This is a genomic window from Pantoea sp. AN62, assembly GCF_050432985.1.
In the GTDB taxonomy this organism is placed as follows: Bacteria; Pseudomonadota; Gammaproteobacteria; order Enterobacterales; family Enterobacteriaceae; genus Pantoea; species Pantoea brenneri.
On sequence record NZ_JBNPYB010000004.1, the window covers coordinates 23,370 to 47,850 of the forward strand.

Sequence of the window (24,481 nt, forward strand, 5' to 3'; positions counted from 1 at the left end):
TTAAGCCACCTGGCGCAAAGTCGACATCTCTAACTGTAGACCAATCTGCTGTCCGGCGGGGTGTAATTCCGCGGCGGATCGGTTCAGGACATCGACAGAAAGCTCCACTCCCTGCGCCCGGATGCGGTAGCGAATCACGTTGCCCAGCAAGCTGTGACTGAGGATTTCGGCCGGAATGCCGAGCCCTGGCGCGGTGAACTGCATCGACTCGGGGCGAATGGCCACCTGACTGTGGAAAGGCTGGCCGGTTAGCTGCGTTGCCTGTTCGGCGCTCAGCAGGTTGTAGTTGCCAATAAAACCGGCGGCAAACAGATCGACCGGCTGGGTATAGAGCGCTTCGGCGTCGCCATTCTGCACAATTTTGCCGCGGTTCATCAGCACGATGCGATCTGACAGCGTCAGCGCCTCTTCCTGATCGTGGGTAACGAACAGGGTGGTGAGATTCAGCTCGCGCTGGATACGACGGATCTGGTCGCGCAGATGACGACGGATGCGCGCATCCAGCGCCGACAGCGGCTCATCCAGCAGCAACAGGCGCGGGCGGGTGACCAGAGAACGGGCCAGCGCCACCCGTTGACACTGTCCTCCCGACAGCTGATGCGGATAGCGGCGCGCATAGTCGGTGAGTTCGACCAGCTCCAGAACTTCCTGCACCCGCTGACGAATTTGCGTCTCCGGCAGCTTCTGCATCTTCAGGCCAAAGGCGACGTTTTTCTCCACCGTCATATTGGGAAACAGCGCATAGCTCTGAAACACCATGCCAATGGCGCGCTTCTGCGGGGCCAGCGGCACGATATCCTTGTCCTGTATCACGATCTCGCCGCTGTCGACCTCGGTTAAACCGGCCAGACAGCGCAGCAGCGTCGATTTGCCGCAGCCGCTCGGGCCGAGCAGCGTCACAAATTCCCCTTCGGCGGCGCTGAAATTGATCTGTTCGAATATCGTCGTTGGCCCATAGCGCTTATTCAGTTGTCTGACCTCAAGGTAGCTCATACTCAGCCTCGTTCTGGATTCAGGGCATTGGCCAGCCAGGTGACCAGCAGCACCACAAAAAAGTAGGAGATCACCAGCGCGCTGGTGAAGTGACCACTGCCGTTACGCATGTTGTAGAGGTAAACCTGCAGCGTTTCATAGCGGTTGCCGACCAGCAGGTTAGCGAATACAAACTCACCGATCAGAAAAGAGAAAGAGAGCAGGACGGCAACCAGCATCCCTTTACGCAGGTTAGGCAGCACTACCCACAGCGCCGCCTGCCAGGTACTGGCACCGAGTAACTGGGCAGCATCGATCAGCTCTTTCAGGTTGATCGCCTGCATATTGTTGGCCAGCGCGCGGTAAATAAACGGCAGCGCGATGGTGAAGTAGCAGCCGATCAGGATCCACGGCGTACCGGTCAGCATCAGCGGTGACGAGGAGTAGAGCTGCAGCAATCCGACCGAGGACACGACCGGCGGCACGGCGAAGGGCATCAGGATCAGGATGTTCATTACCGCATCCAGCCGTGGATAGTAGTAAGCGATTACAAACATCGCAGGCAGCACCAGTACTAGCGAGAACAGCAGGGCGCCGAAGCAAATCAGCAAAGAATGGCCCAGCGCGGTCAGAAAACGCCCATCGCTCCAGAGCTGGATAAACCATTTCAGGCTGTAGCCCTGCGGCAGAATGGTATTACTCCAGTCAGATGACAGCGCGTACAGCAGCGTCGCCACCAGCGGCAGCGCCAGCAGAATAAACAGTAACCAGACCATCACCCGATGATAGAGATGTTCGGCGCGCGACATGACGGCTCCTTTCATGGTTGTCTGGCGTTGAGGTAGCTACGGCGCACCAGATACTGCTGTATCAGGGTGATCAGCGCCATAATCGCCACCAGCAGCATCGCCAGTGCGCTGCCGGTGTTGGGATCGAGCGAGATATCACCGGACACCAGCGCGGCGATACGGACCGGCACCACGTTAAAGTTGCCGGTGGTCAGGGCATAAATGGTGGCATAGGCCCCGAGCGCATTGGCCAGCAGAATGACAAAAGTCCCCAGCAGCGCCGGAAACAGAATCGGCAGGCCGATATGCCACCAGTAGCGCCAGCGGCTGGCACCCAGCAGGGCGGCGGATTCCTGCCACTCGCGCTTCAGCCCATCAAAAGCGGGATAGAGCAGCAGCACGCCCAGCGGGATCTGAAACCAGGTGTAGACCAGCACCATACCGTTACGTGAAAACAGCCTGAACGCGTCAATGACTCCATAATGACGCAGCAGCAGCGTCAGAAAACCGTTCAGCCCCAGCAGGATCACAAAGGCGAACGCCAGTGGCACGCCGGCAAAGTTGCTGGTCATGTTGGTGAACGAAATCAGGAAGCGCTGCAGGCGACCGCCGCCAAGCTGATGCAGCGAATAGCCGGTCAGCAGCGCAATCAGTAAGCCATACACGCTTGACCAGAAAGAGATATCCAGCGAAAAACGAAATGCCTGCTGATAAAACGGCGAACTCAGAATGTCGACATAGTTGTCCCAGCCCCAGCGCGTGTTCATCTCGCTCCAGAAGCTATTGATAGTGATCCACAGCAGCGGGGCGAGCTGAAAGGCAATCCAGAACAGGGCAAACGGCAGCAGCAGAAACAGCGCTAACACTTTTCCCTTCATGCACGCTGCTCCGCCAGCAGCCCGCGACAGAGCGGCTTATCGTGGGGCACCCCAAGCAGCTCACACAGGGTGCCGCACAGGTCGGTCTGCTGTGGCAGGAGGTCGGGTTGCAGCGAGAAAGCCGCACCGAAAACGAACAGGGGCACCTGAGTCTCTTCCGGCAGAATGCCACCGTGTGAGCGATCGTCGTTCATGCCGTGATCGGCAGTCACTATCACCTGATAGCCTTCGGCCAGCCAGCGCGGCATCCAGAGCGACAGCAGGCCGTCCGCTATCCGCGCCCGATTGCGGTATTGCGGTGACGAGAGGCCGGATTTATGGCCGGCATCGTCAATGTTCATCGGATGAATCAGCAGGAAGTGCGGATCATGGCGCAGCCGCAGGCTTTCGGCATCTTCAAACAGGTGTGAATCGGGATAGCTATCATCAGAGTAGAAATGTCCGTACTGAATCGGCAGCTCCGGCGCATCAGTATGACGATCGCGCGCCGCCACGAACGGCGTCCGGTTATACAGTTCACTGACCCAGTGGTAAGCGGCGGCGGCCGTGGTCAGCCCGGCAGCGCGCGCATAGTGAAATACGCTGCGCTCGCGGCTTAAGCGGTTGACGCCGTTATGAATAATACCGCTTCTGACCGGCGTAACGCCGGTCAGAATGCACTCATAGAGCGGGCGCGACAGCGACGGCAGTTCACAGGTCAGACGGTAATAATGACCGTTGCCCTGTGCACATTCGGCGTGCAGATAGCCCATTGCATGTTGCGCGACCTGATTGCTCAACCCGTCCAGCACCACCAGGATAGTCTTCATTCCGTTCTCCTTGCCGCGATTTACTGCTGCATATTGATGACGACATTTTCCTGCCACAGACGCGGCAGCATTTTCGAGGACTTATCCCAGGCGGCCTGATCGTGGATTGGACGGGCATTTTTGTATTCAGACTGCGGCAGCAGGCGAGCCTGAACATCGGCAGGCAGGGTCAGATGCTCGGCACGGATCGGTCGGGCGTAACCTTTCGCCAGATTGATCTGACCCTGGTCTGAGAAGATATATTCACGCGCCAGTTTGGCGGCATTCGGATGCTTCGCGTATTTGTTGATGATGGTGGTGTAGCCAGAGGTCACGGAGCCGTCAGACGGGATCACCACTTCGTAACGATTTTTATCGATCTGGTCACGATAGTTCAGGCCATTAAAGTCCCACACCACCGCCATTTGTACTTCGCCTTTTTCAATGTTGGCAATCACCGGATCGGTGACGCCCAGCCGGCCCTGTTTAGCCAGGTCAGCAAAGAAGGCCAGCGCCGGTTTCAGGTTCTTCTCATCGCCGCCTAAAGCGTAGTTTGCAGCCAGTACGCCATTGGCCGCCTGAGCAGCCACGCCGACGTCGCCGATAGTAACCACATACTTACCTTTTTTGAGATCGGCCCAGCTATGCGGAATATCTTTAACCTGCTGCTTGTCGATCAGGAAGGCAATGGTGCCGGTATAGGCCAGCGCCCAATTACCGTCTTTGTCTTTGGCCCAGTCGGGGATTTGATCCCAGTGGCTCGGTTTATAAGGCTGAGCAACGCCTTTCGCCACCGCCACCGGGCCGAATGCCGCGCCCACATCACCGATATCGGCGCTGGCGTTCTCTTTCTCAGCGTCAAACTTCGCCAGCTCCTGGGCGGACGACATATCGGTATCACTGTGTTTAAGACCGTATTTGCTGCTGATATCGTTCCAGGTATCTTTCCAGTTGGCCCAGCTGTCCGGCATGCCGACGCTGTTAACCTGACCTTCACTACGCGCGGCTTTTTCCAGCGCGGCAAGGTCGTTATCGGCAGCCTGCGCAACGGGCAGGGCGAGCACTACAGCACTGGCTACTACAGAGGCGATAAACGCTTTCATCTCAGTTGCTCCGGGTGTAAGTTGATGGGCCTGGCTGGTCTAGTCCAGCAAGAACCGAGCCAATGTAGCCCCTGTATATGAACGATTTATGACAAAGCGAGTGCGCGTAGCGGATAGCAGATAGCAAGCCCGCAGCGTCCCACCGCGGCAGGCAGGGTCCGGGACGTTTATCTGAACGGTTACAGTGCGGAATCGCACCAAAATGAGGCTACTGTTGTGGAGTCGATAGCACTCAAAACGGCGGACGTGATCGCCAGCGCGTTGCTGAGCCGCATACAGGCTGGTGAGTTCAGCGGCGGGCGACTGCCTGCGGAACGGGCCCTGAGCGAGGCATTTGGCACCACCCGCATTACCCTGCGTGAAGCGTTAGGCAAGCTGGAGGCGCAGGGAATGATTTACCGTGAACTGCGCCGTGGCTGGTTTATCGCACCGCCACGACTGATCTATAACCCGCTGCATCACAGCCATTTTCATGCCATGGCGACGGAACAGGGGCGTCAGGCGACCACCGAAGTGATCGCGGCTGAACAGGTCGCGGTGCAGGGCGAGATAGCGACAGCGCTGCTGCTGGCGCCGGGATCAACGGTTTACCGCATTCGCCGCCTGCGGCGCATTGACGGACGGGCGGTGCTGTACGTTGAACATTACCTTAATCCGCGTTTTTTCCCCGGCCTGCTGGATGAAGATCTTACCCGTTCACTGACCGATCTCTATGACCAGCGCTACGGTATTCGCTACGGCGGGGCGCGCTTTACCATTCTGCCCGGCCCTTTGCCCGAGATCGCCGCGCCGGCGCTGAACGTCGCGCCTGGCAGTCCGGGCCTGCTGATTACCCGGATTAATCGCGATCGGCAAAAACAGGTGATTGACTGCGACTGTGAATACTGGCGCTACGATGCGCTGTGTGTTGATGTCGAAGCCTGAGGGCCATATTGTGATTCAGGTCACACTCACGCATGATAGCGTCCGCTATTAACTCTCTTCTGAGGCGCTACATGAGTGACAAGAATCCCCTGGCCCGCCACCTTGCGACCGTATTGCAATGGGTGCTGAATCTGGGTCTGCTTAGCCTGGCGATTATCCTTATCGTCTTTCTCGGCAAAGAAACCATTCACCTGGCTAACGTGCTGTTCAGCACCGGTGAACAGGCTTCGTCCTATCTGCTGATAGAGGGAATTGTCATTTATTTCCTCTATTTTGAGTTTATCGCTTTGATTGTGAAGTATTTTCAGTCTGGCTATCACTTCCCGTTACGCTATTTTGTCTATATCGGCATTACCGCAATTATTCGCCTGATTATTGTCGATCATAAAAATCCTTTCGATACCCTCTGCTACTCCGCCGCGATCCTGATTCTGGTGGTGACGCTGTGGCTGGCGAACAGCAACCGCCTCAAACGCGAATAAACCCTCTGCCGTCGGTAACGACGGCAGGTGTTCATGCCGCGACTCTGCGCTAAACTGACGCCCTGAAAATTTTTGGGAGTGGTGCTATGTCGCAAGACGCGCTCAGCTTATTACGTGCGATCAACTGGCTTTCATCGACGCAGGCTACGCTTGCGCCGTCCCTGCTCGACTGGCTGATGGAAGAAGACTCCATGACGCGCCGTTTTGAGCAGCATTGCCAGCAGGTTACCGTAGAGCCGGTACGTGAAGGCTTTATTGATGCCAGCGAGTTGGGAGAGGAAAAAGCCTTTTTACCGGACGACAAACGCTTCTGGCTGCGGGAAGTGCTGCTGTTCGGCGACGGTGAACCCTGGCTGGCGGGTCGCACGCTGGTGCCGGAAAGTACCCTGAATGGTCCTGAGGCGATGTTGCAACAGCTGGGTACGCGCCCGCTGGGACGTTATCTGTTCTCCTCTTCAACCCTGACCCGTGATTTTATCGAACCGGGCAAGGTTGATGCGCTGTGGGGACGCCGCTCGCGTCTGCGACTGTCCGGCAAACCGCTGTTGCTGACGGAACTGTTTTTACCGGCTTCGCCGCTTTATCGCGATCTGGCCTGAGGAAATCTGTGGTGGAAAAGAGTTTACACATCAATAAATGGCAGGCCTACAGCCGCCTGATGCGCATTGATAAGCCGATCGGCACCCTGTTGCTGATGTGGCCCACCCTGTGGGCTTTATGGCTGGCTGATATGGCGATCCCGCCGCTTCCGGTGCTGCTGGTGTTTGTTGCCGGCGTTTTCGTGATGCGTGCAGCCGGCTGTGTCATTAACGACTTTGCTGACCGTAAGGTGGATGGGCATGTTGAGCGGACAAAGCATCGGCCCTTAGCTAGCGGCGCGGTCAGTTCCAGAGAAGCCAAACTGTTATTTGCCGGGCTGGCGTTGGTGGCGTTTGCGCTGGTGCTGACCATGAATCTGATGACGATATTGCTTTCGGTCGTCGGTCTGGCGCTCGCCTGGGTTTATCCGTTTATGAAGCGCTATACCCATCTGCCGCAGGTGGTGCTGGGGGCCGCGTTTGGCTGGGCGATTCCGATGGCCTGGGCGGCAGTTAGTGAGTCCTTACCTCTGGTCTGCTGGCTGGTATTCTGCGCCAACATTTGCTGGACGGTGGCTTATGACACCCAGTACGCGATGGTGGATCGCGACGATGACCTGAAGATTGGCGTTAAGTCGACCGCGATTCTGTTTGGCCGTTTCGACAAGCTGATAATCGGCCTGCTGCAACTGGCAACGCTGCTGCTGATGGCATGGGTTGGCATGTTGCTGCAGCTCAACGTGGCGTTTTACGGGACGCTACTGCTGGCAGCTGGCCTGTTTATTTACCAGCAAACGCTGATCGCCCAGCGTGAACGCCCTGCCTGCTTTAAAGCCTTCCTCAACAACAACTATGTCGGATTGGTGCTGTTCCTCGGTGTGCTGATGAACACCCCGCCGTTTACCCAGCTGTTGTGATCGTGGTGATCGACAGGCCGGGCGGGTTGCAGGCGCGCTAAGTCCCGACGCGATTCAGCGCAACGGTACCTGGCGCGCAGTCAGGCAACGAGTCAGGCAGCAGAGGATCAGGCCACGAGTCAGGCAGGAAAGGATCAGGCAACGAGTCAGGCAGGAAAGGATTAGGCTGCAACATCATTCAGGCACAAAAAAGGCGACCTTTCGGGGTCGCCTTTTTACTGCGCAGGGCATTTAGTCGTGGGCCACGGCGCTTTCGATGGTCATGCGTACATCGCTGGTGACCAGATCGGCCAGAATGTGCCAGGTCGCCAGGGTCTGCGCGACATCCGCATCACCGCTGTCGCTGATATACCCTTCATCACGCAGCGTCAGCACCAGTGAGGTGAAGACGGCTTTATCGAAGAACTCCGGCGCGTTGATACCGTGCAGCACTGACAGACGTTGTGCCAGTGTGCGGCTCTCTTTTTCCAGCGTCCCGCGGTTAATGGCTGGCTTGGCGCTAAGAATAGAGAAGGTGATGGCATAACGCTGAAGCGTTTCTCGCACCCCGGCCGCCAGCAGTTGTAGCGTACGGTAGCGCGCCGCCGTAAAGCGCAGCTGACCAGCCTCAAGCGTAATCAGTCCCTGACGCGCCAGCTCCTGACAGAGTTCGGTCAGCAGTTGCGGCAGCTCATCGGTCTGCCAGCGCAGGAACAGTTCGCTCTTCAGCATCGGGTAGATCAGACTCACCTGGCGCAACAACTCGGCTTCGCTCATGGTCTGATGCTGCTGCACAATAGCGGCAATCAGCGACGGCATCACCAGCATGTGGTGAATGTTGTTGCGATAATAGGTCATCAGCACCGCCTGCTCACGTGGCAGGATGATGATGTCGCCAATGCTGTCTTTCTCGCTCTCAAACTTATTCATGCCCATTGCATGATCCAGCAGCGCCTCTGCCGAGAGATCGGGCACCGTGGCGTTGGCTGAATAAGGCACGTTACGCAGCAGCTGGGTATAGCACTCAAGCTGCTCAATCAGCTGTTCGCGGGTTAGTGAGCGCTGACGTGAGGCGAGCAGCGCGGTGACGCACAGGTTCATGGCGTTGGCCGCGCCCGCTTCATTGATGCGTACCATTAAGCTCGCCGCGATGTCATTCACGGTGGGCGTTAACCAGCTTGGACGCTGCGGTTCGATAGGATCGATCGACTCACGCCATTCCGGCACGCGCTTGTTGAGATAGTTAACCAGCGGCAGTGGTTCGCCAAAGTTAACGTAGCCCTGGCCGAGGTTGCGCAGCTTACGTAAGCCATGCACCATCTGCATGAAGCCCTCTTTCTCTTTCGCCGCGCCGCGTAGCTCTTTGGCGTAAGTACCCACTTCCATGACATGTTCGTAGCCAATGTAAATCGGCACCAGGGTGATCGGGCGATTCCCCCCGCGCAGCATCGCCTGCAGGGTCATGGCTAAGGTGCCGGTTTTCGGATCGAGCAGGCGACCGGTGCGTGAACGTCCCCCTTCGACAAAGTATTCAACCGAGTAACCGCGGGTGAACAGTTCGCCAAGATATTCACGGAACACCGTGGCATACAGCTTGTTGCCTTTGAAGGTACGACGGATAAAGAACGCGCCCAGACGACGGAAAATCGGTCCGGCTGGCCAGAAGTTGAGGTTGATACCGGCGGCAATGTGCGGCGGCACCAGCCCCTGATGATAAAGCACGTAAGAGAGCAGCAGGTAATCCATGTGGCTGCGATGGCACGGCACATAGACGATTTCATGGCCATCCTGCGCCAGCTGACGGACTTTTTCGCCGCCATTAACATTGATGCCCTGATAGAGCCGGCTCCAGAGCCAGCCCATGACGCGGTCGGTGACGCGAATCGCTTCATAAGAGAAGTTTGCCGCGATCTCTTCCATCATCTCAACCGCATTTTGCTGCGCTTTTTCATGGGAGATTTTTTTGCTGCGCGCTTCATCTTCAACCGCTTTTTCAATCGCTTTCGATTGCAGCAGACGATTAAACAGATCCTGACGTGCCGGTAAGCGTGGGCCAACCGCCGCCAGCCGCTGGCGGGCGAAATGAATGCGCGCCACCCGGGCCAGTTTCTGGGCGATTGATTGGTCGGTGCCGTGTTCGGTTGCCATGCGGCGCAGCGAAACGGTCGGCGAGAAACGGACAAAACTGTCGCGTCCATGCCAGATCACCGCAAAGAATTTCTGCACGCCGTTCAGCACCCGCAGGTGCGGTGTATCTTCGCCCTGAACCTCACGACCAGGCGCCCGGCCAAACATCACCGTCACCGGCAGCATCTGGATATCCAGCTTGGGGTTATTGCGATGCAGGTCCAGATAATCGTGAAAAATCTTCACCGATTCGACGCTGGGCACAAAATAGGGGAACACACGCGGGCCATCGTGGATAAAAACGTGGCGCGGCAGCAGCGAACCATCAATCTCCAGCGGAGAAAGCGGGTCGGGCAGATGATGCCGCAGGCACTGCGCGCGTAAAGTCAGTAAGTCAGCCTTCGAATCGTAAGGCAAAACGTACATAATGGGCCGGGTCGGGTCCAGACCATGTTCAGAAACGGGATCGGCCGGAATGGCCTTACTCTTTACCAAAAACGACAGTGGTAAATTCAGTAATTTGTAATAAAGTTTACGCCAACCTGACATAGACAACATGAAGCCTCTTGTTAGCAAAGCGCCGCAAGCATACCAGAAAGCGCAGCGAAGATCTGTGGTGGTGCCATTTGCACGCAGCCCAGACATTGACGTCAATCCGATGAAAGGGTTCCACTTATATGGCAAATAATGCCACGGGTCTTGTAAGAATAGTAAAAGCCGCAGGTTACTCATGGCAGGGCCTGCGTGCCGCCTGGCAACACGAAGCGGCTTTCCGCCAGGAGGCGCTGGCCGCGCTGGTGGCCATTATTGTGGCCTGCTGGCTGGATGTCGATATTGTCTCTCGCATCCTGATGATCGGGGCAGTGGTGCTGGTGGTCATTGTTGAAATCCTCAACAGCGCCATCGAGGCGGTAGTGGATCGTATTGGCCAGGAGCGTCACCCTTTAGCCGGACGGGCAAAGGATATGGGCTCGGCGGCGGTGCTGATCAGCATCTTACTGGCACTGTTTGTCTGGATCGCACTGCTTTGGTCGCATTTGCGATAAGCCTTCCACAACGCGCCAGATGGCGCGTTTTGCCTGAGAATCGGTTTCCATTTCACCAATACCTGTATATACTCACAGCGACTGTATAAACAACCAGGGGGCGGGATGAAAGCATTAACCAGCAGGCAGCAGCAGGTCTATGACCTGATTCGCGACCATATTACTCAAACGGGCATGCCGCCTACGCGTGCAGAAATTGCCGCGCAGCTGGGTTTCCGCTCGCCGAACGCGGCAGAAGAGCATCTGAAGGCACTGGCACGCAAAGGGGTGATTGAGATTGTCTCTGGCGCCTCTCGCGGTATTCGCCTGTTGATGGAAGAAGAAGCATCTGAAGGTCTGCCGCTGATTGGCCGGGTTGCTGCCGGTGAGCCGATCATGGCGCAGGAGCACATCGAAACCCATTACAAAGTGGATCCGGGCCTGTTCAAACCTTCTGCCGATTTTCTGCTGCGCGTCAGTGGAATGTCGATGAAAGATATCGGGATTATGGATGGCGACCTGCTCGCGGTACATAAAACCCAGGACGTACGCAACGGCCAGGTTGTTGTGGCCCGTATTGATGATGAAGTGACGGTTAAACGCTGGAAGAAGCAGGGTGCTATTGTGCATTTGCTGCCTGAAAACAGTGATTTTGAGCCGATCATTGTCGATACGCGCGCCCAGTCGCTGACGGTAGAAGGTCTGGCGGTCGGTGTGGTTCGCAACGGCGAATGGCTCTGAGTCTGACATAACCGCGCATTCGTAGCGTCTGATGCTATTCTGTCTGCCCTAATTTTGTCGCTGCTGCTCCCCTCTCTGCAGCGACACCGAGCACGGAACTGCGAATGCGTTTTTTAACGGCTACCGACAAAAACCTCTGGCGGCTGGCGCTGCCGATGATCCTTTCTAACATCACCGTTCCCTTACTGGGGGTGGTCGATACTGCTGTCATTGGTCACCTCGACAGCCCGGTCTATCTCGGCGGGGTTGCGGTCGGCACGACAGTCACCAGTTTCCTCTTCATGCTGCTGCTGTTCCTTCGGATGAGTACTACCGGCCTGACGGCGCAGGCTTTTGGTGCCGGCGATAAAATGGCGCTGGCACGTGCGCTGACCCAGCCTTTAATTATTGCGCTGCTGGCTGGCGTGCTGTTCATCTGCCTGCGCTCGCCGATTACTACGCTGGCGGCCGATCTGATTGGCGGCGATCCCAAAGTTTTGCAACAGGCGGCACTGTTTATTCAGATCCGCTGGTTAAGTGCGCCCGCCACCCTGGCAAATCTGGTGATCCTTGGCTGGCTGCTGGGCGTGCAGTACGCGCGTGCGCCGGTCATCCTGCTGGTGATCGGCAATCTGGTCAATATTGTGCTCGATCTGTGGCTGGTGATGGGGCTGCACTGGGGAGTGGCAGGCGCGGCAACCGCGACCGCGCTGGCGGAGTATATAACGCTGGTCGTCGGGGCAGTGATGGTCTGGCGGGTATTGAAACTACGTGGCATCACCACCGCAATGCTGAAGCAGAGCTGGCGCGGCGATATTCAGCGGCTACTGCGTCTTAATCGCGACATTATGCTGCGTTCGTTAATGCTGCAGCTCTGTTTTGCCTCGCTGACCGTGCTGGGCGCACGTATCGGTCCGCAGGTGGTGGCGGTGAACGCCGTGCTGCTGATGTTTATCACCTTTACCGCCTATGCGCTGGATGGTTTTGCCTACGCAGTCGAAGCCTTCGCCGGTGAGGCGCATGGCGCGAAAGATGGCAGCAGGCTGCTGCGCGTCTGGCATTCTGCCTGCCGACAGGCGCTGGTGGTGGCTCTGATGTTCTCAGTAATTTATGCGTGTTTCGGCTCGCATATCGTGGCGCTGCTGACCTCGATTGAACAGCTGCAACAGGCGGCCGATCGCTATCTGATATGGCAGGTGATCCTGCCGCTGGCGGGCGTCTGGTGCTATCTGCTGGATGGCATGTTCATCGGTGCAACCCGCGGCCGGGAGATGCGTAACAGCATGATGGTGGCGGCACTTGGTTACTTCCTGACGTTGCTTAGCGTCCCGCTGCTGGGCAACCACGGCTTGTGGCTGGCGGTCACCGTTTTCCTGGCGCTGCGTGGCCTGTCGCTGTGGCTGATCTGGCGTAAACACTGGCAGCAGAACAGCTGGTTTAACGCCTGATAGCTGGCATCTGATGTCCTCCGGCTACAGATTATTCTGTATTGTTCCGGCAAACCTAAAATCTTCTACTACAATTAACCGTAAGCAGCGCAGTGAACCAGCGCTTTATATCGTCATATCGTCATTTTGTTTTCTTTCAAGATAAATGATGTAACCAAAGGATGACATAGAGGTCTGCCATGAATAAAGATCAAGCGAGCGGTAACTGGAAGCAGTTCAAAGGCACAGTAAAAGAGAAATGGGGCAAGCTGACCGACGATGATATGCAGGTTATCGAAGGCAAACGCGATCAGCTGGTCGGAAAAATTCAGGAACGTTACGGCTATGCGAAAGAAGATGCAGAGCGTGAAGTAACGGACTGGGAAGGTCAGAACAAAGATTACCGTTGGTAATCACAAAGATTTACGGATAAAGCTCCTACCCGCCGGTACGCTCATACCGGCAACCGCACAAGGATGTGCACATTACCCGCGTTTTCCCCGCTTTTTACCCTCACTTTGATGATCGTGCTGACAACTTTCATGATGGGTGCAGGCTTCGACTTCGACACAATTCTCACATAATCCATGCGCTTCAATCACGCTATGACGCAGGGCAAACTGTGCCTCACCAGCCAGTGTGGCGATAATCTTCTCTACTCCCTGCGCCTGCTTTTCGGTTACCGCCGCACAGCGATCACACACCAGCATGACCGAGGTGTGTGCCGGTGCCTCGAAATGGTGACACATTACGTAGCTATTATTGGACTCCACCCGGTGGATAAAGCCCTGTTCCAGCAGGAAGTCCAGCGCCCGATAGACCGTAGGGGGCTTGGCCTGGGGTTCGCTAACCCGGAGTTGATCCAGCAGATCATAAGCGCTGATCGATCCTGGCTGCTCAGCCATTAATCGCAACACTTCAGCCCGCTGCGATGTCAGACGCACGCCGCGCTGCAGGCACAGTTTTTCCGCCTGGGTCATTATTTGCTGTGACGTCATGTTTGACATGGAAACTCTCCGCTGGATAAGTGATGTTATTTTATCACACAAATTTTCGCGGCGCAGAGGTTGGTTTTTGCCTGATAAAACAGCAAATTCTGGCCGGTGGTCGATTAAAAACGCTGTGTGAGCATCAGGAGAGGCCGCTATCGGCACCCAATCAGATCCACTCGCCGACCGGTTAAGGTGGCCTTTTCAGCGCTTTTGCTTTGCATCTCACTGAGTTAAGAAGTAATGTTCAGCAAGACTTAAGAAATGTCTGGTATTATTTTATTTATTACCGGGTATTTTGAACAAAAATAAAGTTTTATTGATTGGAAAACATCCAATCCTTTGAATTAAGCGACTGTTTCCTTTGAATTCACAGCAATAACGCGTTAGCCAGGGTTCACAATAGGGCTAACAAACTATTCAGTCGTTGAATGTTTCAACGGCACTTTCTCAGGTGATGGCAGGCAAATGGTGAAAAAATCCGCTCAACGCTCAGCGCTGAAGTACACCGCTGTAGTGAACGCGCTTTTCCTTTCTTCTTCCGCCATGGCGGCGGGGACCTGGTATGATGCACGCAATGACGCCATGGGCGGAACCGGCGTCGCATCTTCTCTTTATGGCTCAGCCGTGCTGGCCAACCCGGCTTTAATGACGCGAGCTAAACCCGACGATAGCGTCAGTATTATTTTCCCTTCAGCCGGTATTCAGGTCACCGACAAAGATCACCTGCTCGACAAAGTGGATGACATCACCGATACCGTTGATCGCTACCGCGAGGTGATCGGCAACCTGACCTTTGCCGATTATCTGCGTGGCTATCCTGAAGTGCGCGCTGCTTCAGGCGATGTCGCTAACCAGTTAAGTGATTTGCGTGGCAACAAAGCGGACGGCAACGCCGGGGTGGCGCTGGCGGTCACTATTCCCAACGAGACGCTACCTTTCGCCTTTATCACCAAAGCCTATGGATCGGCACATGTGCGAGCCAATGTGGTCCAGAGCGATATCGACTATCTGCGCGGCGTAGCTAACGGCACGGTGCTTCCGCGTCCGGGCGATCAGGACAATCTGCGCTCCAGCGCCAACGGCCTGGCGGCGCTGGTCACCGATTATGGCGTCGCACTGGCGCATGAGTTCACCATTGCCGGTCAGCCGGTGTCGGTAGGCGTCACGCCGAAATTGCAAAAAACCTGGCTGTATAACTACACCGCCAGCATTTACAACTACGACAAAAGTGACATCAACAATAGCCAGTATCGCAGCACGGACACCGGCTTTAACGTTGATGCCGGTCTGGCGACCACGTTTGCTGAAAACTGGACGCTGGGCATCACCGGTCAAAACCTGGTATCCCGCGATCTGCAGACCAAAGAGGTCAACGGCTTCCGTGATACTTACCAGATCCGTCCGCTGGTCACCACCGGTCTGGCCTGGGATAAAGGTCCGTTCACCGTGACCGGCGATGTCGACCTGACTGAAACCAAGCGTTTCAAAACGCAGGAAAACAGCCAGTATGCGGCGGTCGGTGCGGAATATCGGGTGCTCGACTGGTTACAGTTACGTGCCGGTTATCGTGCGGATATGCGTTCGAACGATGAAAACGTCGCAACCGCCGGTTTCGGCCTGTCACCGTTTAATAAAGCGGTGCATCTGGATCTGGCTGGCTCGGTCGGGGCGAACAATACCTGGGGCGCGATGATGCAGCTGGGCTTCAATTTCTGATCTTCTTTGATACCGCAGTTCGGGGCGGGCGATGCACTATCGCCCGCCCTTGTGTTATCCTTGCACAGAATTCAATCACCCTCATTTACCGGATTATCTGCGCTTCATGACCGATACTGTTTCTTCGCAACGTTTCTCGATTGCCCCGATGCTCGACTGGACCGATCGCCACTGCCGCTATTTTCATCGCCAGCTGACCGGCGATACGCTGCTCTACACCGAAATGGTGACTACCGGCGCGATTATTCATGGTAAGGGCGATTACCTGGCCTATAGCGAGGATGAACATCCGGTCGCCTTACAGCTGGGCGGCAGCGATCCCGCTGCGCTGGCGCACTGCGCCCGACTGGCAGAGCAGCGCGGTTACGATGAAGTGAACCTGAACGTCGGCTGTCCCTCTGACCGGGTGCAGAATGGCCGCTTCGGGGCCTGCCTGATGGCAGAAGCCGATCTGGTTGCTGACGGCATCAAAGCGATGCGTGATGTGGTGTCGATTCCGGTGACGGTGAAAACGCGCATCGGGATTGATGAACAGGACAGCTATCAGTTTCTGACCGATTTTGTCGGGACAGTGGCCGAGCGCGGTGGATGCGAGACGTTTATCATTCATGCGCGTAAAGCCTGGCTATCAGGTCTCAGCCCGAAAGAGAACCGCGAAATTCCGCCGCTCGATTATCCACGGGTTTATCAGCTGAAGCGGGACTTCCCGCACCTGACGCTGGCGATTAACGGCGGTGTGAAAACGCTGGAAGAGGCGCAAACCCACCTGCAGCATCTTGATGGCGTCATGATGGGGCGTGAAGCCTATCAAAATCCCGGCATTCTGGCACAGGTGGACCAGCAACTGTTTGGTCGTCAGCATCCGGCGGCTGATCCGGTGGCGGTGGTCCGCGCCATGTACCCCTATATTGAAGCCGAACTGGCGAAGGGCACTTATCTGGGCCATGTGACACGTCATATGCTCGGTCTGTTCCAGGGGATTCCGGGTGCACGCCAGTGGCGACGCTACCTGAGTGAAAATGCCCACAAACCAGGCGCGGATGTGCGCGTACTGGAAGCTGCACTGGCACTGGTGGCGGACAAAATCCCGCAGGAAGCCTGATCGACCTGCGCCCAGGAGACCAGCCCGCAATGGCTGGTTTTTTTTGCGCCATTTTTTGGTTATTTTGACTGCTTGCAGGATAGCCACACCGGGCTGTTGTCAGGTAAAACAAGCAGTTAAACATTGGCACGTTTCTTGTAAAGATTGACACAATGAGTCTCAATAAGGAGCGCTAACGTGGAAATTTTATTTGTATTGGGGTTTTTCCTGATGCTGTTGCTGACCGGTGTTTCATTGCTCGGCGTACTGGCTGCGCTGGTGGTCGCCACGCTGGTAATGTTCGTCGGTGGACTGTTTGCACTTGTTATCAAAGTGTTGCCGTGGCTGGTGCTGGCAGTGGTCGCGGTCTGGCTGCATCGCGCCTTTTTCGGCGATCGCAACACGCGAGAATGGCGTAAGCTAAAGCGTAAGATCAACAACTTAGACCGAAAAGGCTGGCGTTAAATGCGGAGATGATCACAGTGTGACGTTTTGCTTAGACGATATCTGCAATTAAACATATTTTTTACTTATGTTTTCTGGCAGGATAGTCGTCGTTGAGTCGAAACGAATTCATCGCCGCTGTCCCTACACCAGCGCGAACGAAAATAAAAAAAGAGAAGGGCTTCCTGCGGGAAGCCCTTTTTGTATGCCAGACGGCGTTGCCGATGGTCAGGGAATCAGCAGGCTCGACCCCTGAGTAGCGCGGCTTTCCAGCATCTGATGCGCTTTGCCCGCCTCCTTCAATTCAAACTTCTGCTGTTCCGGCACGTCCACTTTGATCGCGCCGCTGGCCAGCAGCGAAAAGAGTTCGGCACTGGCGGTTTCCAGCTCCTGACGGTTAGTGATGTAACCGAACAGCGACGGGCGGGTAACAAACAGTGAGCCTTTTTTATTCAGAATGCCCAGATCAACCCCGGTCACCGGGCCGGAAGCGTTGCCGAAACTGACCATCAGACCGTGACGACGCAGCGAGTCCAGCGATGCTTCCCAGGTATCTTTACCGACCGAGTCATACACTACGCCAACCTTTTTCCCCTGGGTAAGCTCGCTGACGCGTGCGGCGATATCCTCTTCGCGATAGTTAATTGTTGCCCAGGCACCGGCATTCTTCGCCAGCGTCGCCTTTTCAGCCGAACCGACGGTACCAATCAGGTGCGCGCCCAACGCTTTTGCCCACTGGCAGGCAATCAGCCCGACACCGCCGGCGGCGGCATGAAACAGGAAGGTCTCATCCGCTTTGATTTTATAGGTCTGGCGCAGCAGATACTGAGTGGTCAGCCCTTTCAGAAAACTGGCTGCCGCCAGCTCAAAGCCGATCGCGTCGGGCAGGTGCATCAGCCGATCTTCTGCTACGTTGTGCGCTTCGCTGTAGGCGCCGAGGGCTGCCTGACAATAGACCACCCGATCGCCAGGCTTAAACAGCGTCACGTCACGGCCGACGCGGGTAACGACGCCCGCCGCCTCGGTACCGAGACCGGACGGGAAGGCTGCCACCGGATAGAGCCCGCTGCGCAGATAGGTATCGATGTAGTTAATGCCGATGGCGCGATTTTCTACCTGCACCTCATTACCGGCAGGATCGGCAAGTTCAAAATCAGCCCACTGTAAAACGTCCGGACCGCCGTGCGCGTTGAACTGAATACGCTTTGCCATTCTGACTCCTGTGATTGTTTCATCATGAGGGTGAGGCGCGCACCCCAACTGAGGTATACTTGCGCGTCCCCACAGAACATCGGTAATGCATTCACTATGGCAGGAAATAAACCCACCAACAAATCGAACGAAACGCAGGATCGCCAGCTGGAAGGCGTGAAAATGCCCCCGCATTCGCTGGAAGCGGAGCAATCGGTGCTCGGTGGGTTAATGCTGGATAACGAGCGCTGGGACAACGTCTCCGAGCGCGTGGTCGCCAATGATTTCTTCAACCGCTCGCATCGGCTGATTTTTTCCGAGATGCAGCGGCTGCTGGAAAACAGCAAGCCAATCGACCTGATCACTCTCTCTGAATCGCTGGAAACCCGCGGCGAGCTGGAGATGGCTGGCGGCTTTGCTTACCTTGCTGAACTGGCGAAAAATACCCCCAGCGCGGCTAACATCGGCGCTTATGCAGACATCGTGCGTGAACGTGCGGTAGTGCGTGAGATGATTTCGGTCGCCAACCAGATTGCCGATGCTGGCTACGATCCGCAGGGCCGCAACAGCGAAGAGCTGCTGGATTTCGCCGAATCCAACGTTTTCAAAATTGCCGAAGCGCGTGCCAGTAAGGATGCTGGCCCGAAAAATATTGAGCAGATCCTTGAGGCGACCGTCTCACGTATCGAATCGCTTTATCAGACGCCGCACGATGGCGTCACCGGCGTGGATACCGGCTATCAGGATCTGAACAAGAAGACCGCGGGCCTGCAGCGCTCTGACCTGATTATCGTCGCCGCGCGTCCCTCAATGGGTAAAACCACCTTCGCGATGAACCTGTGCGAAAACGCCGCGATGCTGCAGGACAAACCGGTGCTGATTTTCAGCCTCGAAATGCCCAGCGAACAGATCATGATGCGTATGCTGGCTTCGCTGTCGCGGGTCGATCAGACCCGTATTCGTACTGGCCAGCTGGATGATGAGGACTGGGCGCGTATCTCCGGCACCATGGGCATCCTGCTGGAGAAGAAGAACATGTACATTGATGACTCTTCTGGCCTGACGCCGACCGAAGTGCGCTCGCGCGCCCGCCGCATCTACCGTGAAAACGGTGGCTTAAGCATGATTATGATCGACTACCTGCAGCTGATGCGCGTGCCTTCCCTGTCGGATAACCGTACGCTGGAGATCGCCGAGATCTCGCGCTCACTGAAAGCGTTAGCCAAAGAGCTGAATGTGCCGGTGGTGGCGCTGTCGCAGCTTAACCGCTCGCTGGAGCAGCGTGCCGATAAGCGGCCGGTGAACTCGGATCTGCGTGAATCGGGCTCGATCGAGCAGGATGCGGATTTGATCATGTTTATCTATCGCGATGAGGTTTACCACGAAAACAGCGATCTTAAAGGGATCGCCGAGATCATCCTCGGTAAACAGCGTAACGGTCCCATCGGCACGGTGCGTCTGACCTTTAACGGACAGTGGTCGCGTTTCGATAACTACGCGGGTCCGCAATACGACGACGAATAATCCCTTCTTTGTGCTGTCATGCACGATCTGTGCATGACAGCCCCCGTCATCAGAAAATAGTGTTGGACAACCCCGCCGATTATCGGGTTATCTGTAACAAAGCGATGCCAATAACGCTGTGGAAACGGAATGACTCACGTAGACGATTACGACCTTAAAATCCTGACTTTATTACAATCTAATGGCCGCCTGACCAATCAGGAGTTGAGCGATTTAGTCGGCCTGTCGGCGTCACAATGCTCACGCCGCCGGATCAACCTGGAGCAGGCCAACCTTATCCTTGGCTACCACGCCCGGCTGTCACCGGATGCGATTGGGCTGGGTATGGTCGGGCTGATCGAGGTGCGGTTAATTAATCATACTGCCGAATATGTCGACAGTTTTCATCGGATGGTGGAGCAGGAAGAGGCGATTGTCGACGCCTACAAAACCACCGGTGATGCCGATTATCTGTTAAAAGTGGCGGTGGCCGATCTCAATTCGCTCAGCGCCTTAATCAGCCAGCTGGTCGCCGGCCACCAGAGCGTTTCTCATGTAAAAACCTCGGTGGTGCTGGGACGTCTGAAAGAGAACGGGCTGATGATGATTCCAGAACACAAGACGCGCTAAAAAGGTGCGTCCTGTGCCGTTTTGGTGCATCACTGCGGTAAATAATGCAAGTAATACGCACCAGAACAAACATTTGTGCATGAATTAACGGTTTTTTCGAAGTTTTTTGCACAAAACCCTGCAATAAAGCGCCTTAGATATCAATGGGATAATCGCTGGCACCCTACCGGTGGCCGTCATCGGCTGCCGGTATGGTGCGTTTTTTGCATCTGAACCGCATCATTTGCACTGAGATAACTCCATGGATAACGTTGCAGAACCCGCCCGCATTCCCCATTCCCGCATTGAAGATGCACTGGCGATTGTGCTTGGCACCCTGATGGTTTCGTTCGGCGTCATTATGTTGAAACAGGCGGGCGCGCTGACCGGCAGTACGGCGGGCATCGCTTTTCTGATCAGCTACCTGTCGCCGTTATCCTTCGGCAGCGCCTTCTTTCTGATCAATATTCCGTTCTACTGGCTGGCGGTAAAACGCATGGGCTGGGAATTTACCCTGAAAACCTTTTGTGCCGTTGGGCTGGTGTCATTGTTTACCCATCTGCATCCGCTGTTTGTCCATTTTTCCGCCCTCGATCCGTTCTATGCGACATTGTTCGGTAACGTCATCATGGGAATCGGGTTTATAGTGTTGTTTCGTCATAAAGCCAGCCTGGGCGGCATCAATATCCTGGCGCTGTGGCTACAGGATCGCTTTGGCATTCGCGCCGGCAAGCTGCAAATGGCGGTGGATACCTGCGTGGTGCTGGCCTCCCTGTTTGTGGTGAGCGTACCGATTTTGCTCGCCTCGATTGGCGGCGCGGTTATTCTTAATCTGATTATCGCGATGAACCACCGTCCAGGACGCTACCTGGTTTAATGACACTCTGTTACCCGAAGACCACTCATGGAGACCTACACCGTGTTTCAAAACGTTGATGCCTATGCTGGCGACCCGATTCTGTCGTTGATGGAAGCGTTTAAACAAGACCCACGCGAACACAAAGTTAACCTCAGTATCGGGCTTTACTATGACGAGCAGAGCATCATCCCGCAGCTGAAAGCGGTTGCGACTGCTGAACAGCAGCTGCACGCTGAGCCACAGCAGGCGTCGCTCTATCTGCCAATGGAAGGGCTGAACAGCTACCGCAGCGCGATTGCGCCTCTGCTGTTTGGTGCCGACCATCCGATGCTGCAGGCGGGCCGGATTGCCTCTATTCAGACGCTGGGCGGCTCTGGCGCGTTGAAAGTCGGTGCGGATTTCCTTAAACGTTATTTTCCGCAGTCAGCGGTCTGGGTCAGCGATCCGACCTGGGAAAACCACGTGGCGATTTTCAACGGTGCCGGTTTCGAGGTGAACACCTATCCGTGGTATGACGCAGAGACCCACGGCGTGCGGTTCGATGCATTTATCAGCGCGCTGAAAACCCTGCCGCAGCAGAGCATCGTTCTGCTGCATCCGTGCTGCCATAACCCGACCGGTGCCGACCTGACCGATGCGCAGTGGGACCAGACCGTTGAGGTGCTGAAGGCGCAGCAGCTGATTCCGTTCCTCGACATTGCCTATCAGGGCTTCGGTGCGGGCATGCGGCAGGATGCGTATGCACTGCGCGCCGTGGCCGCAGCGGGCCTGCCAGCGCTGGTCAGCAACTCCTTCTCGAAAATCTTCTCACTGTATGGTGAGCGTGTCGGCGGTCTGTCTATCGTCTGCGACAGCGCAGAGGAAGCCGGCCGGGTGCTGGGTCAGTTAAAAGCGACCGTACGCCGCAACTACTCCAGCCCACCGAATTTTGGTGCGCAGGTGGTGGCACGGGTGTTGAATGATGATGCTCTGAAAGCGAGCTGGCTGGCAGAAGTAGAAGCGATGCGCTTACGCATCCTGGAGATGCGTCAGTCGCTGGTCGATGTGCTGAACACCGCACTGCCAGGTAAAAACTTTGACTACCTGCTGAAGCAGCGCGGTATGTTCAGCTATACCGGCCTGAGCGCACAGCAGGTTGATCGCCTGCGCAATGAGTTCGGCATCTATCTGGTCGGCAGCGGCCGGATGTGTATCGCCGGCCTGAACAGCAGAAATGTGCATCAGGTTGCGGAAGCATTTGCTGCCGTAATGTAATCGCCGTTCCGCTGTGTAAAAACCGCCGGCCCAGCCCGGCGGTTTTTTATTTGCCCGCAGGGTTTACCTTTCGCCGACATGCTGCACACTTAAACGGGAGACCGTTTCAGGAAAAAGCTATGTGGCATCAACAAATTCTGACGCTTAGCGCGAAACCACGCGGATTTCATCTGATCACTGATGAGATCGTCGATGCGCTTTCCGCCCTGCGTAACATCAACACCGGCCTGTTGCATCTGCTGTTGCAGCACACCTCGGCTTCGTTAACCTTAAACGAGAATTGCGACCCGACGGTGCGCAGCGACATGGAACAGCACTTTATGCGGCACGTTCCGGAAGATGCGCCTTATCAGCACGACTACGAAGGGCGTGACGATATGCCAGCGCACATTAAATCATCGACCTTAGGGGTATCATTGTTACTGCCGGTTCAGCGCGGACGTCTGGTGCTGGGCACCTGGCAGGGGATCTGGCTGGGCGAACACCGCATTGATGGCGGTGCGCGGCGAATTGTCGCCACTTTACAAGGGGAAGCGTAATGACGAATTCAGACTTACTGACCTATTGCATGAGCAAGCCGGGCGCGGAACAGAGCGTCCATAGTGACTGGAAAGCCACTCAGATTAAAAGCAACGGCGTACTGTTTGCCATGGTGCATGAGGTGAAAGGTCGTCCCGCGGTTTCACTGAAATCGACCCCGGCGCTGGCGGAATTACTGCGCGAAGAGCATAACGACATTTTTCCAAGCCAGCATCTGAACAAATCTCACTGGAGCACTCTGTATCTTGATGGCTCACTGAAAGATTCGCAGATCTACTATCTGGTTGATGCGTCTTTTGATCAGATTGCGACCGTCAAATAGGCGGCAATAAAAAACCCTCTCCCGGCTGGAAGAGGGTGATAAGGTGCAGCGATTACGCGGCGGACTGATTGCGCAATGTGTTGATATCGATAACGAAACGGTATTTCACATCACTCTTCAGCATACGTTCGTAGGCTTCATTGATCTGATCCATCGCAATCAGTTCGATATCTGAGGTGATGCCGTGCTCACCACAGAAATCGAGCATCTCCTGCGTTTCGGCAATGCCGCCAATCAGTGAACCGGCGATGCTGCGACGCTTGAAGATCAGGTTAAATACCTGCGGCGCAGGGTGATCGTGCTCCGGTGCACCGACCAGCGTCATGTTGCCATCGCGCTTCAGCAGGGTAATGAACGGGTTGAGATCGTGTTGTGCCGCCACGGTATTCAGAATGAAGTCGAAGCTGTTGGCGTGCTGTGCCATCTGCTCCGGATCTTTCGAAATCACCACTTCATCTGCGCCCAGGCGTTTACCGTCTTCAATTTTAGACGGCGAGGTGGTGAACAGCACCACATGCGCGCCCATCGCATGAGCAATTTTGACGCCCATATGGCCGAGACCGCCCAATCCGACGATGCCTACTTTTTTGCCGGGACCGACATTCCAGTGACGCAGCGGTGAGTAAGTGGTGATACCGGCACACAGCAGCGGCGCAACGCCAGCCAGTTCCAGGTTTTCAGGGATGCGCAGCACAAAGCTCTCATCCACCACCATCGCCGTTGAGTAACCGCCATAGGTAATGGCGCCGGTTTCGCGATCTTCACCGTTATAGGTGCCAACAAAGCCATTTTCACAATACTGCTCTAAACCTTCCTGACAGCTTGGACAGCTGCGGCAGGAGTCGACCATACAGCCGACGCCGACCAGGTCGCCCACCTTATACTTCTGAGTCTGTGGACCCACAGCAGTAACGCGACCCACGATTTCATGGCCAGGCACCACCGGGAAAATGGTGTTCTTCCACTCATTACGTGCCTGATGCAGGTCTGAGTGGCAGACGCCACAGAACAGGACCTCAAGCTGTACGTCATGAGCGCGAAGCTCACGCGGCTGATAATCGAACGGTGCCAGTTTGGATTTAGCATCCTGAGCAGCATACGCATGCGTAATATTCATGGTGTCTCCAGTTTCGATGTGTCGTGCGTGTTTTTCGGTGAAGTGCGGCAGCAGTGTGCTGCAGCGAAAACAGGGCGACGCGCAGGGCGTGCCAAAGAGGAACCGCTTAAGGATAGTCAGCGTAGCGAAAAGCGTATATGCCTAT

General features: G+C 55.8%; 26 protein-coding genes. 17 read left to right on the forward strand and 9 right to left on the reverse strand.

Annotated features, from left to right (window positions below; translation table 11 throughout):
* The 5 genes from FHW04_RS05970 to FHW04_RS05990 are packed head-to-tail and all read right to left on the reverse strand — an operon-like array spanning window position 1 to window position 4,529.
* Window positions 1–993 (reverse strand): ABC transporter ATP-binding protein, encoded by a 993-nt coding sequence (locus tag FHW04_RS05970; protein WP_069729431.1) that lies wholly within the window; start codon window positions 991–993, stop codon window positions 1–3.
* A 2-nt stretch (window positions 994–995) separates the two neighbouring features.
* Window positions 996–1,781, reverse strand: a complete 786-nt coding sequence (locus FHW04_RS05975) for an ABC transporter permease (protein ID WP_031375532.1) — start codon at window positions 1,779–1,781, stop codon at window positions 996–998.
* An 11-nt stretch (window positions 1,782–1,792) separates the two neighbouring features.
* Complete coding sequence (locus FHW04_RS05980; protein ID WP_031375531.1) at window positions 1,793–2,638, reverse strand: ABC transporter permease; 846 nt, start codon at window positions 2,636–2,638, stop codon at window positions 1,793–1,795.
* Complete coding sequence (locus tag FHW04_RS05985; protein WP_031375530.1) at window positions 2,635–3,447, reverse strand: alkaline phosphatase family protein; 813 nt, start codon at window positions 3,445–3,447, stop codon at window positions 2,635–2,637. The genes FHW04_RS05980 and FHW04_RS05985 overlap by 4 nt, the downstream gene beginning before the upstream one ends.
* A 20-nt stretch (window positions 3,448–3,467) precedes the next feature.
* Complete coding sequence (locus FHW04_RS05990) at window positions 3,468–4,529, reverse strand: ABC transporter substrate-binding protein (RefSeq protein WP_031375529.1); 1,062 nt, start codon at window positions 4,527–4,529, stop codon at window positions 3,468–3,470.
* Between the two features lie 216 nt (window positions 4,530–4,745).
* On the opposite strand from FHW04_RS05990, the gene FHW04_RS05995 reads away from it, so the two are divergent.
* The 4 genes from FHW04_RS05995 (at window position 4,746) to ubiA (ending at window position 7,430) form a co-directional block, all read left to right on the forward strand.
* On the forward strand, window positions 4,746–5,453 hold the full coding sequence (locus tag FHW04_RS05995; RefSeq protein ID WP_094106250.1) for a UTRA domain-containing protein: 708 nt from the start codon (window positions 4,746–4,748) through the stop codon (window positions 5,451–5,453).
* Between the two features lie 71 nt (window positions 5,454–5,524).
* Window positions 5,525–5,935 carry a phosphate-starvation-inducible protein PsiE gene (gene psiE / locus FHW04_RS06000; protein WP_031375527.1) on the forward strand — a complete coding sequence of 137 codons (411 nt, stop codon included), beginning with the start codon at window positions 5,525–5,527 and terminating at the stop codon, window positions 5,933–5,935.
* 86 nt (window positions 5,936–6,021) lie between these two features.
* Window positions 6,022–6,534, forward strand: coding sequence for a chorismate lyase (gene ubiC / locus FHW04_RS06005; RefSeq protein ID WP_089561274.1), 513 nt, complete (start codon window positions 6,022–6,024; stop codon window positions 6,532–6,534).
* An 11-nt stretch (window positions 6,535–6,545) separates the two neighbouring features.
* Entirely contained in the window at window positions 6,546–7,430 is an 885-nt protein-coding gene (ubiA, locus tag FHW04_RS06010) for a 4-hydroxybenzoate octaprenyltransferase (protein WP_089561275.1), read from the forward strand.
* Between the two features lie 231 nt (window positions 7,431–7,661).
* Here ubiA and plsB read toward each other — a convergent pair whose 3' ends face one another.
* Window positions 7,662–10,085, reverse strand: a complete 2,424-nt coding sequence (gene plsB / locus FHW04_RS06015) for a glycerol-3-phosphate 1-O-acyltransferase PlsB (protein WP_031375525.1) — start codon at window positions 10,083–10,085, stop codon at window positions 7,662–7,664.
* Window positions 10,086–10,213: 128 nt separating this feature from the next.
* Here plsB and FHW04_RS06020 point away from each other — a divergent pair, with 128 nt between their 5' ends.
* The 4 genes from FHW04_RS06020 (at window position 10,214) to FHW04_RS06035 (ending at window position 13,121) form a co-directional block, all read left to right on the forward strand.
* The gene (locus FHW04_RS06020) at window positions 10,214–10,582 is read left to right on the forward strand and encodes a diacylglycerol kinase (protein WP_031375524.1); all 369 of its coding nucleotides are present in this window, start codon (window positions 10,214–10,216) and stop codon (window positions 10,580–10,582) included.
* 105 nt (window positions 10,583–10,687) lie between these two features.
* Entirely contained in the window at window positions 10,688–11,302 is a 615-nt protein-coding gene (gene lexA / locus FHW04_RS06025) for a transcriptional repressor LexA (protein ID WP_031375523.1), read from the forward strand.
* 104 nt (window positions 11,303–11,406) lie between these two features.
* Window positions 11,407–12,729 (forward strand): MATE family efflux transporter DinF, encoded by a 1,323-nt coding sequence (gene dinF / locus FHW04_RS06030; protein WP_089561276.1) that lies wholly within the window; start codon window positions 11,407–11,409, stop codon window positions 12,727–12,729.
* A gap of 179 nt (window positions 12,730–12,908) precedes the next feature.
* Complete coding sequence (locus tag FHW04_RS06035) at window positions 12,909–13,121, forward strand: CsbD family protein (RefSeq protein WP_031375521.1); 213 nt, start codon at window positions 12,909–12,911, stop codon at window positions 13,119–13,121.
* 72 nt (window positions 13,122–13,193) lie between these two features.
* On the opposite strand, the gene zur is transcribed toward FHW04_RS06035, so the two are convergent.
* Window positions 13,194–13,715 (reverse strand): zinc uptake transcriptional repressor Zur, encoded by a 522-nt coding sequence (gene zur / locus FHW04_RS06040; RefSeq protein WP_072051006.1) that lies wholly within the window; start codon window positions 13,713–13,715, stop codon window positions 13,194–13,196.
* A gap of 450 nt (window positions 13,716–14,165) precedes the next feature.
* Here zur and FHW04_RS06045 point away from each other — a divergent pair, with 450 nt between their 5' ends.
* The 3 genes from FHW04_RS06045 (at window position 14,166) to pspG (ending at window position 16,962) form a co-directional block, all read left to right on the forward strand.
* Window positions 14,166–15,416, forward strand: a complete 1,251-nt coding sequence (locus tag FHW04_RS06045) for a conjugal transfer protein TraF (protein WP_089561277.1) — start codon at window positions 14,166–14,168, stop codon at window positions 15,414–15,416.
* A gap of 106 nt (window positions 15,417–15,522) precedes the next feature.
* Entirely contained in the window at window positions 15,523–16,518 is a 996-nt protein-coding gene (dusA, locus tag FHW04_RS06050) for a tRNA dihydrouridine(20/20a) synthase DusA (RefSeq protein ID WP_031375519.1), read from the forward strand.
* Between the two features lie 177 nt (window positions 16,519–16,695).
* The gene (gene pspG, locus FHW04_RS06055; protein WP_069729440.1) at window positions 16,696–16,962 is read left to right on the forward strand and encodes an envelope stress response protein PspG; all 267 of its coding nucleotides are present in this window, start codon (window positions 16,696–16,698) and stop codon (window positions 16,960–16,962) included.
* Window positions 16,963–17,169: 207 nt separating this feature from the next.
* Here pspG and FHW04_RS06060 read toward each other — a convergent pair whose 3' ends face one another.
* On the reverse strand, window positions 17,170–18,153 hold the full coding sequence (locus FHW04_RS06060; protein ID WP_031375517.1) for a quinone oxidoreductase: 984 nt from the start codon (window positions 18,151–18,153) through the stop codon (window positions 17,170–17,172).
* Window positions 18,154–18,249: 96 nt separating this feature from the next.
* On the opposite strand from FHW04_RS06060, the gene dnaB reads away from it, so the two are divergent.
* The 6 genes from dnaB (at window position 18,250) to FHW04_RS06090 (ending at window position 23,219) form a co-directional block, all read left to right on the forward strand.
* A complete protein-coding gene (dnaB, locus tag FHW04_RS06065) occupies window positions 18,250–19,656 on the forward strand; it encodes a replicative DNA helicase (protein ID WP_031375516.1) in 1,407 nt (468 codons plus the stop codon).
* Between the two features lie 129 nt (window positions 19,657–19,785).
* A complete protein-coding gene (locus tag FHW04_RS06070) occupies window positions 19,786–20,265 on the forward strand; it encodes an Lrp/AsnC family transcriptional regulator (RefSeq protein ID WP_031375515.1) in 480 nt (159 codons plus the stop codon).
* Between the two features lie 241 nt (window positions 20,266–20,506).
* Window positions 20,507–21,121: a YitT family protein gene (locus FHW04_RS06075; protein WP_046288554.1), complete on the forward strand. Its 615-nt coding sequence runs from the start codon at window positions 20,507–20,509 to the stop codon at window positions 21,119–21,121.
* 42 nt (window positions 21,122–21,163) lie between these two features.
* Window positions 21,164–22,357: an aromatic amino acid transaminase gene (locus tag FHW04_RS06080; RefSeq protein WP_089561327.1), complete on the forward strand. Its 1,194-nt coding sequence runs from the start codon at window positions 21,164–21,166 to the stop codon at window positions 22,355–22,357.
* Between the two features lie 119 nt (window positions 22,358–22,476).
* The gene (locus tag FHW04_RS06085) at window positions 22,477–22,896 is read left to right on the forward strand and encodes a secondary thiamine-phosphate synthase enzyme YjbQ (protein ID WP_031375514.1); all 420 of its coding nucleotides are present in this window, start codon (window positions 22,477–22,479) and stop codon (window positions 22,894–22,896) included.
* The gene (locus tag FHW04_RS06090; protein ID WP_089561278.1) at window positions 22,896–23,219 is read left to right on the forward strand and encodes an MmcQ/YjbR family DNA-binding protein; all 324 of its coding nucleotides are present in this window, start codon (window positions 22,896–22,898) and stop codon (window positions 23,217–23,219) included. The genes FHW04_RS06085 and FHW04_RS06090 overlap by 1 nt, the downstream gene beginning before the upstream one ends.
* Window positions 23,220–23,271: 52 nt before the next feature.
* On the opposite strand, the gene FHW04_RS06095 is transcribed toward FHW04_RS06090, so the two are convergent.
* Window positions 23,272–24,336, reverse strand: coding sequence for an NAD(P)-dependent alcohol dehydrogenase (locus FHW04_RS06095; RefSeq protein ID WP_031375512.1), 1,065 nt, complete (start codon window positions 24,334–24,336; stop codon window positions 23,272–23,274).
* Window positions 24,337–24,481 lie beyond the last annotated feature (145 nt).